Raw genomic sequence first — 10,464 nt, forward strand, 5'->3', positions numbered from 1 at the left:
CTTTCGAAGGACCAATGCCGCAAACACGTTTCGTATTGCAAAAAGCAATCGACTTAGGATTAAAACCTTGCGTTGTCATCAATAAAGTAGACAAAGAAAACTGTACTCCGGAAGAAGTGCACGAAAAAGTTTTTGATTTAATGTATGAATTAGGCGCTGAAGAGTGGCAGTTGGATTTCCCAACAGTATATGGTTCTGCTAAAAACAACTGGATGTCTGATGATTTTAGAAATATCACTACAAACATAGAACCTCTTTTGGATATGGTTGTTGAACATGTTCCGGCACCAAAAGTTTCTACAGGAACGCCACAAATGTTGATTACCTCTTTAGATTTCTCTTCATTCACCGGTCGTATCGCAATTGGTCGATTGGAAAGAGGTGAATTAAAAGAAAGTATGCCTATTTCTTTAGTTAAAAGAGATGGTAAAATCATAAAATCAAGAATTAAAGAATTGCACACATTTGAAGGTCTTGGACGTAAAAAAGTAGAAAGTGTAATTGCCGGAGATATTTGTGCCATTGTTGGAATCGAAGGCTTTGAAATTGGTGATACCATTGCCGATTTTGAAAACCCAGAAGCATTGCAAACTATAGCAATCGACGAGCCAACAATGAGCATGTTGTTTACTATTAACGATTCGCCTTTCTTTGGTAAAGAAGGAAAATTTGTGACTTCTCGTCATATTAGAGATCGTTTGACTAAAGAGCTCGAGAAAAACCTAGCGATGAAACTTGGCGAGACTGATTCAGCTGATAAATTCATGGTTTTTGGCCGTGGTGTATTACACTTATCAGTTCTTATTGAAACGATGAGAAGAGAAGGTTATGAATTGCAAATTGGACAACCGCAAGTTATTATCAAGGAAATTGACGGTAAAAAATGCGAGCCAATTGAAGAATTAACAATCGACTTACCAGAACATTTATCCGGAAGAGCAGTTGAATTCGTTTCTATCCGTAAAGGTGAAATGTTAAGTATGGAAGCTAAAGGAGAACGTATGATTGTGAAATTTAACATTCCGTCTCGTGGAATTATTGGTTTGAGAAATCTTTTGCTTACAGCCACTGCAGGAGAAGCGATTATGTCACACCGTTATATTGGATACGAACCTTACAAAGGTGAAATACCTGGAAGAAACAACGGTTCTTTAATTTCTATGGAAAACGGAAAAGCAATTCCTTATTCTATCGATAAATTACAAGACCGTGGTAAATTCTTTGTCAATCCAAATGATGAAATATATGAAGGTCAGGTTATTGGAGAAAACTCTCGTAGCGATGATATGAGTATTAACGTAACCAAAGCAAAAAAACAATCTAACGTTCGTTCTTCAGGTAATGATGAAAAAGCAAGGATTATTCCTCCGATTATTTTCTCATTAGAAGAAGCATTGGAGTATATTCAAAAAGATGAATATGTTGAGGTTACACCAAAATCTATTCGTTTGCGTAAAATCTATTTGACAGAAAACGATAGAAAACGTAATAAAATATAATAAGCTTGTCATTCCGACAAAGGAGAAATCTTATGTAATATAACCCATTCGTAACAGAATGGGTTTTTTGTTTTTGAAGCTGCTCTGGCTGTCCACTCTATCTTTTTTGTTTTGTCACCCTGAGCGCAGTCGAAGGGCTTTTATAAAACAAAAAAGGATGCCGTTACCATCCGGGCTAGGGCTATAGCTTCAGCAGGAACTCTAACGGAATAGACAAACGTTCTGCCCAGGATTTCTCTGAATGATCTTTTCCAGGAAATAATAAGGTTTTCCAATTGGCATTGTTAAATCCTTTTTCTCTCATAATATCATTTGCGCTTAACTGCAAAGAAAAGTAGAGTTGATCCAGAGTCTGGTCGCCATAATCAAAATAAATTCTATGTGTTTTTGGGTCAGGTAGATAGGTTCTCATATAATCAAAAAAAGCAGCTGGAACCGGATTGTCTTCTAGTTGAAAAATCCCAGTCCAATGTGTCGAAAGACAAGCGGCAGCTCCAAAAACATCGGGATATTCACAAATAGCATACATTGTAATCAAACCACCCATGCTAGAACCGGAAATAAACGTATTGTCTTTATTCTTTAGTGTTGAAAAATGAAGGTCAATAAATGGCTTTAATTCAGTAACAATAAATTTGAGATAGTTATCTGAAATGGGATTAAAAGTGTCATTTATTCTTCCTTTTAATTTTAAACTGTTGGAAACAAACTCTTTTTCTTCGGCAGAAAGTTTTCTGAAAGCTTTTTGAGGGAAATACTCAAAATGACGTTTTTGTCCATTATTCCAAATGCCAACCACAATGAATTTTTTGGTTTTGCCTTCTTCATTCAACTTAGCTGCAGTTTCGTCCACTTCCCATGCTTGTTTGTTCCAAGTCGTTTCAGCATCGAATAGCATCTGCCCATCATGCATATAAATTACAGCATATTTTTCTTCTTCAGAATAGCCATCGGGTAGCCAAACATCAATATTTCGTGCATCTACAAAACTTGATTTGAAATTATCAAAATGTTCTATTTTGCCACTAGTCACTTTAGGCATCTGGCAATAAATTAAACTAGAAAAAAGTAGTGTGAATACTAAACTAATTTTCATAGTGATTAACGTTTTAAAGTGAAATGCCCTTTAGCACTTCTTCCGTCTTCAAACTTGATGTTATACCAATAATCATCTGCAGGCATTGGATGCCCATTAAAAGTTCCATCCCAACCTAAGCCTGTAGTTCCTATTTGTTTTAATAATTTTCCAAAACGGTCAAATATGTATATAGTAGAAAGATAATTGAATTGTGTACTTACACCTTTTACATTCCAATGGTCGTTATAGCCATCTCCATTTGGTGTGAAATATTGTGGAATTCCGAGTACAGCAACTGTAATTGGACCTAGCGAACCACAACCATTTTTGTCACGAACATAAATATCATGAAGGCCCATAGGAACATTTTCAAAGAAATTGCTATCGCGATAAGGTCCGTTGACATCATCAAGTGCAAATTCATAATCGCCTAAACCTGTTACATTTACTGTTATAGAATTTACATCTGCTAAATCAACTATATCAATAGATTGAATTGTTGCAATTTCAGAACCTGTGACAGTAATTACTCTGGTTTTTGTACAACCAAAAGCATTGGTAACATCAACACTATAAGTTCCCGGAGTATTTACAGTTAGTGATGGAGTTGTTATACCAGGCATCAAAATATTGTTAGTATACCATTGAAACGAATAATCTGAAGCAGGAGTGCCATCAAGTATTCCGCTGTCAATGAGAGCTTGAGTAGTTGGCAAACAGATAATAATGTTTTCTTCTAAATCTATTTTTGGAGTTGGATGTACAAAAAATGGAATGTTTAATTGTGCCTTACAAGCTGTATTGATTGGATTTTCAACAACCACTCTTACATTTTGTGTTCCTGTTGTATAAGGATTTGCTAGTGGACTTGGTAACGGATTATTATTTTGGTCAAAATAATACACATTTACTCCTGTTTGACCTCCAAGTAGGGTGGATTGAAATGTTGAAGTATCAAAATCATACAATCCATTTTGGTCAACTGGATTAATTTCTTCATCACAAATTGCTATTAAATTTGATGAAATGGCAAATGCTTCGGGCAAATCATCTACTATAAAGTCCAATGTTTCTTCATCATAACAAGGTTGACCACCAGTTTGGGTTGAATTATTTGAAACTCTTATAGTAATCGTTTCTGTTCCAGTTACAAAAAATGGACTTGGCAATGGTGTTGAAAGTTGCGTGCCATTAGCTCTGAAATATTTTACATTGACTCCAGTTTGTCCGTTCAAAACTGTAGCTTGAATAGTTGAGGTATCGAAACCATAAATACCATCTTGATCGTCATCACATTGACGGATAAGATTTATTGCATTAATTGGATTGGCAATTGGCAAAGTTTCTACTACAACATCAAATGTTTTAAATCCATAACAAGAATTGTCTAAAGTACTTTCAACTCGAACCCAAATCGTTTGCGTATTAGGGAAACCAATGTTTCGATAAGTTGTAGTATTGGTTATTTCCAATGAATTTCCTAGAGCGTCAGTTTCAGCAAGGAAATCAGCTTCGGTTTTATAATATTTTATACTGTAATTAGCAGTTGGTCCAGGCAGAAAACCAAGTAAATTATTGGTAATGCTTGTAAAGTCATAAGGCCCTGAAATTCCGTCTCTGTCATTATTAACGGCATCCAAATAATCATCACATAAATATTGATTTGGAACAACATAACTTGAAGGAATTTGTGTTACCGAGACTAATAAATCAATTTGTGCAACTCTAAAACAACCATTGCTATTTTCAACTCGGGCATAAACACTACTAGTTCCAGAAGTATAAGTTATCGGATTAGTAATTAAAAAGGTGTTGTTTTGAGTATTTGCTGCCGCAAGTGTTGTATAGTAAGTAAATGTTTCATTCAAATAATTTGTAGAAATAACATCATTCTTTTGAGTTAAATTGAAAATGGAAATGCCATCTGTATCATCGTCACATTGTTTTAATGAAATTGGCGTTGTAACTACAGGTAAAGGATATGTTGTAAGTATGGCTGCCGATGAATTTAGCCCGCAAGCATTTCCGTTTTTATTTAAGAAGCAACGATACTGATAGCCAACCATTGATGGAGTCACATTAGAGACTGTCAATGTATTAGTACTAGCACCGGAATAAGTGGTATTGTTTGAAATAATAGACCAAGTAACTCCGCTATCGGTAGATAATTGCCATTGATAAGTGTTTATTGCATTCGTACTGATTGTAAAAGTGACGTTTTGGAGCTCGCAGGTAGTACTATTTTGTGGTTGAGTGTTTATTATTATTGGTGCTGCTGTTATATAATTTGGGTTTGGATTTCCATAACCAATTCCACTTGTTACAAGTCCGTTATTATTGACTGTTGGTGGCGTTATTCCGCCTAATATTCCGTCGAGATTACTGTCTAAATAACCCGCTTCAATTACATCATTGCAAAGATCATTATCGTTGTCCAATTCTACAGCATTGTAAATTCCATCCGCATCTGTATCGGCAAGCACATAAATAGAGTTTATAATTCCACTATCAGTGGCTGTTTCTATAGGATTAAATAATCCGTTGGCTCCAAAATTTGCGCCATCAATTATTCCATTGTTATCAGCATCTGTAATAGTAAACCCGGTTTCATCTATATCGTAAATTCCGTCATTGTCTGAATCTAAATCTAAATAATTTGGAACTTCGTCACCATCAACATCTGCATTAGGAACATCAGGTGGATAAATACCTGCTCCAAAAACATCATCAATTCCGTCTTGATTTAAATCTACATTAGATAAAGCTAAGAAAGTTGGACCTTGCGCTTCAAATAAATCAAGAATAGAATCATTATCACTATCCAGATCGTTTTGGTCAGCAATACCATCACCATCAGAATCTTTTGGTACACAGGTGGCAAATAAATTTAAAGCCACTCTACTGGTGGTTGTGTCTGAAAGGTTGATGTTGGTAATTACAATTGAATTAATTAGATTTCCATTTATAGAAAATGTGCCGGTACCGGCAGGTAATGCAATACTATTATTTAATCGAAAACGAATTTCAAAAGAAGAATATTGTGTAATTCCACTTTCAAAAATCCCATCATAATTGGTGTCAATTAGTAATTGGTTTGTTGGGTTTAAAATAGTTAATGTTTTATTTACGGGACACGTTATTCTGATTTCTGTTGAAGAAGTAAATAAATCATTTGCTGCTGCAATATCGGCATAGGAAACAGAAAGACTAATAGGTGAAGTAAAATTAGAAAGAGTATAACTAACAGAATTATTTTTTCCTTGTGCCGCTTCTGTTACAAAATTGCCACCAGCATCTCCAAAAAATGGTGTTACGGAAGGTGTCCCAGTTCCTGAGAAAGTAATTGCCCCAGTATATGAATTACTGTAAGTGTTGATTGATATTGATCCAGATGACGTATTGAATAAATTAAACACTTGATTTCCGTAAGATTCGGCACAATTGGGAATACCATCATTGTCATTATCCAGATCAACATTATCATTTACATTATCATTATCATTGTCGTTTGGACAAGAACTCACCGGAATATTGTCTGAATCCTTTGGGCTTGTACAACCGGCAATAGTCGCCGAAACATAATAATATCCTGGGCCAAGACCAGCCGGGGAATTCAAAGGTTGATACGTATTATTTATTGCACCTGGAATTAGACTTCCGTTAAAATACCATTGAAATACATCAAAAGGACTAAGTGAATTTACACTTAAAATAGAATTTGGGATGCAACCCAACTGTGTTATGTCAACCTCATTAAAGGAAATTTCGGGCTTAAAAGTGAAACCGGAATAATACCCTCCAAAAGTTGCAGCTTGCTCAGAACCATAAGCAGCCAAATACAATTCGCCTGTCGAATAAACGGAAACATTTCCAGTTACTCCGGTCAGAACATAAGTTTCATAATTTGTATTTCCAATTACTGCAATAGGTCCAACTACGTTTACTCCAATTCCGGCTAAACTTGCTAAAGAATAGTTAGTTCCATCAATGATAAAATTTAGTGTTGCACCTGTTCTTGTAACTATGGTAACTCTTCCACTAAATTGACGCGTACCAATAAGATCAATGAAAGGAATATTGTCTATAACTCTGGGTGTTTGACAACTTAATGGAGGCACAAAAAAAAGTTCTTGATTTCTTTGATCTATAGCACCATCATCGCCAATACTTTGATAGGCAAAAACTTTTTTTGAAGATGTTACATATAAATTTCCATTTGCACTAAAGTCTGATCCTAGCAATGAAGCATATTCGCCGGAATTTAATGTGTAACTTGGAATTGTAGTACCATTTAAAAATATTTCAGTATTGTCTTCATCTGCAACTATAATAACTTTTTCCACTTCATCAACTCCCGTACTTTTTATGAAAATATAATCGCTACTTGTTATTCTCTCTACTGGAACTATTTGATCAAAACCTAAATCAAGATTAGCGACTGCATTAGAACCTCCAAACGAACCGCAGTTAACAGCAATAGGTTTATCGGCTAAAACTAAAGAACCAATTAATCCATCTCTATTTTCATTAGTAGGTCCTTGAACTGCCATGACATAACTTTCTCCTCTATTCAGTACAACGTTGAATGGGGAATCTCCTGTTGCACTATTAACTAATTGCACTCCGGTTTTCATCCCACTAAACGTGACCGTTGTGTTATTTTCAGTTGCTAAAACGGAAACAAAAGTGTAATGAATATCAACATAATTGTTAACTAAAGTATTCGTAAAAGCACCAACTCTAAATCGTAAACCAAGTGCAGCTAATCCTTTTGAAACTACTTGCCCGGCTTGATTTCCATTACCAGCAGTTACTCTGGCAGAAACATAAACTAAATCATCGGCTTCAACTATATAACCTTTATTGTTTAAAACAGCACTAGCCAACGATTGATCAACATGAAGTTGCGTATCGTTACCAAAGCCTACATTGTATACAAATGGGACGTTTCTTGAAACGGTTCCGATGATGGTATTTCCGCCAAGTTCAATAATTCTGAAATTTACAGGATTAACATTTGGGGTTGAAATATAAAGAAATTGTTCTTCAGATGTTACACTAGATGCACCAGAAAGTGGCGGTATATAATGAGTTTTACTAAATTGGGAGAAACAATTCAACGAAAAAAGCAAAACAAAAAGTATATAGAAAGTTATTTTTTTCATTCGATAAAATTAGCAAATAAATAAGAAAACATAAAAAGAACTAACTCTATTTATGTTTTCTTTTAGAAATGATGAATATTTCAACTATAAATCTCTTTTTTTGATTATTTTATAAGATAGAAAAATAAATAAAGTTGTCCAAACCAAAACTATAAAAATGGTCGAGAAATGTACACTGTAGTCTTTTACATTTGTATCGCCAACTGCAGTTTGAATATTTTTTATCACACTTAATCTTGTAATCGGTTCAACAATTAAATTACTCATAGATTCTAACGGGAAGAATTGTGTGATTTGAGAAGCGGTATTACTTTTAGGAAAAACTTTAAACGATAAAATTCCATTGGCTATTCCTTCAATAATATTCCAAACAAAAAGGAATCCAATAGCAAAAGCGGAACGTTTTACCAAAACTCCTAAAAACAAACAGAGAGAGAAAAATCCAACCAACTTTACAAAGTAGGCAAGTAAGTAGTCCATATCAGAAAAGACAATACTTAATTCGGTATATGATGAAAAACTATAGCCTAAAATCAATGACATTATAAAAACAAAAAAAGTAGAAACAAAAGCAAAAAGAACAACGGTTAAGAATTTAGAAAGTACAAATTCTTTTTTGCTCATTCCGTCAATTAGGTTTTGTTTTAATGTACCATAACTGTATTCATTAGCCATCATTGAAACAATGACAATGGCTAAAAAGAATTTAAGAATGGCAGCAATGTAGGTGTTGAAATGCCAAATAAAAGGAAAATTGAAAATTCCCATTTCAGCAAAATGCAATTGAAAACTTCCAATCTTGATATTAATGGAAGCAATCAATGCAATAAACGATAATATAAGAAAATAACTTATTGTTAATATTCTACTGGCACGGTTTTTCCAGATTTTTTGTAGTTCTATGGCGAGTAATCTTTTCATATTAGTTTTTGGTTAATTCAAGAAACTGTTCTTCTAAACTCATTTTTTTAAATACCAAATGGTTAAGGTAAATCCCATTTTCTACTAAATAACGATTCAAAAGTGAAGCATCTAATTGGCTTTTAAAATATACTATTACTTTTCCGTCCGTTTCTGAAATTTTTTCAACTTCGGGATGGTTTTTCAACTTTTCTATAAGGTTGGAATTATTTTCGGCTTGCAATTCAAAAAAACCACTTTTATTACTAATACCATCAACAGTTCCACTATAAAGGATTTTGCCAAACCTCAAAACCAAAACATGGCTGCATACTTTTTCCACTTCGTCTAATAGATGGGAAGCCAATAGAATTGTTGTTCCTTGTGAAGCAATCAAACGGATAATATCTCGAATTTGATGAATACCTTGTGGGTCTAAACCATTAGTTGGTTCATCTAGAATTAAAATTTCAGGATCATTTAAAAGTGCAGAAGCAATAGCCAATCGTTGTTTCATACCCAAAGAAAAGGTTTTGTATTTGCTGTCCTTTCTATCGATAAGCCCCACAATTTCTAGCTTTTCATTTATTTTGGAATAATCAATGTTTTTTATTTTGCAAACCAATTCTAAGTTCTCTTTCGCTGACATGTAAGGGTAAAAATTGGGACGTTCAATGATGGCACCTACTTTTTTTAGTGCTTCATGGGTTTGCATTGTTCCGTCAAACCAACTGTATTCTCCGGAAGTTTTATTAACAACATTCAAAACAATTCCCAATGTTGTAGATTTTCCCGAACCATTTGGACCAAGGATTCCATAAACATTGCCTTTATGTATTTCGAGAGAAACGTTATTTACAGCGTGAATTTTGCCATAACGTTTATGAAGATTTTTAATAGAAAGTATGGTAGATTCCAAGACTAGTTTTTTAAGGTTTTCGATTGGACAAATATAACCTTAATTTGTTACTAGTCTTTTCGAAAGTAAAACTTAGTTAGAAATTGTTTCTTTAAATTCAAATAAAAAAGCGTTTCATTTATGTCTTTAAGTTTAGATGTCAATCTAATTTTTTGACCTCTTATATCATTTGTAACCTGCATTTTACAAGTTTTACATTCAAATTCGCTAAAATGATTATTGATTTTTCTGGTTTCAACAAAGCGATGGCCAAGTAGGGAACAATGATAATTTTTTTTCACCATTCCATTAGGTAAGTAATTTGTTTCCATGAAATTAAGTTTTTGGTTTGGTGGAATAAACTTAACAAGTTGTAGACAAAAAACCGAAATTAATCGATTAAATACACTATTTTTAGTTTTTACACTAAATATACTTACAAAATTAATTAGTTGTAAGGGACTATGGTCGGCTCGCCAATTTGGAAATCAGGCAAAGATAAATCGTTGTTTTTAAATGTATTAGTTTTAAAAATATCAGTTCCCTGAAATGGAATTGAAGGATAAAAAGAGAATGAAATTTGGAAACTATTAAATACCAAATAGTCATTATTTATTAAAGCCCCCAAACTAAAAATGGAATATACTTTATCATTAAGTATCCTATTAGTTTCATCTCCTAGTAACCCAAAAGTCATATTGAAGAACGGACTAAAATGGAATCCATGCCAATTTTCTGGCAAATAAGTTTGCGTTTGAAAAGAGGTAAAAAGTTTTTTGGTTCCATTAATTAATGGATTATCAAAACCTGAAATTCCGTTTCCATCAGAAATGGTAATTCTATCTTTTATAATTTGTGCTCTATTATTTCCTATAACAAGTGTTGGTCTAATAAATTGTCTTATTCTCCAACTTCCTATTGAAA

General features: G+C 33.7%; 6 protein-coding genes and 1 pseudogene. 1 reads left to right on the top strand and 6 read right to left on the bottom strand.

Features of this window, described 5'->3' with window-relative positions; genetic code table 11:
- On the top strand, positions 1 to 1,499 hold a 1,499-nt coding region (locus ACOYLP_RS08105), incomplete at its 5' end, for a GTP-binding protein (protein WP_422855676.1).
- Positions 1,500 to 1,680: 181 nt separating this feature from the next.
- On the opposite strand, the gene ACOYLP_RS08110 is transcribed toward ACOYLP_RS08105, so the two are convergent.
- The 6 genes and pseudogenes from ACOYLP_RS08110 to ACOYLP_RS08135 all read right to left on the bottom strand — a co-directional run.
- Positions 1,681 to 2,541: an alpha/beta hydrolase gene (locus ACOYLP_RS08110; protein WP_422855677.1), complete on the bottom strand. Its 861-nt coding sequence runs from the start codon at positions 2,539 to 2,541 to the stop codon at positions 1,681 to 1,683.
- 59 nt (positions 2,542 to 2,600) lie between these two features.
- Positions 2,601 to 7,742: a T9SS type B sorting domain-containing protein gene (locus ACOYLP_RS08115; RefSeq protein ID WP_422855678.1), complete on the bottom strand. Its 5,142-nt coding sequence runs from the start codon at positions 7,740 to 7,742 to the stop codon at positions 2,601 to 2,603.
- Between the two features lie 84 nt (positions 7,743 to 7,826).
- Positions 7,827 to 8,663 carry an ABC transporter permease gene (locus tag ACOYLP_RS08120; protein ID WP_422855679.1) on the bottom strand — a complete coding sequence of 279 codons (837 nt, stop codon included), beginning with the start codon at positions 8,661 to 8,663 and terminating at the stop codon, positions 7,827 to 7,829.
- 1 nt (position 8,664) lies between these two features.
- Positions 8,665 to 9,561 (bottom strand): ATP-binding cassette domain-containing protein, encoded by an 897-nt coding sequence (locus ACOYLP_RS08125; protein ID WP_422855680.1) that lies wholly within the window; start codon positions 9,559 to 9,561, stop codon positions 8,665 to 8,667.
- A 50-nt stretch (positions 9,562 to 9,611) separates the two neighbouring features.
- The gene (locus ACOYLP_RS08130) at positions 9,612 to 9,872 is read right to left on the bottom strand and encodes a hypothetical protein (protein WP_422855681.1); all 261 of its coding nucleotides are present in this window, start codon (positions 9,870 to 9,872) and stop codon (positions 9,612 to 9,614) included.
- Between the two features lie 116 nt (positions 9,873 to 9,988).
- A pseudogene (locus tag ACOYLP_RS08135) lies at positions 9,989 to 10,464 on the bottom strand (hypothetical protein); the annotation flags it as partial.

This window comes from Flavobacterium sp. (assembly GCF_049318325.1).
Lineage (GTDB): Bacteria > Bacteroidota > Bacteroidia > Flavobacteriales > Flavobacteriaceae > Flavobacterium.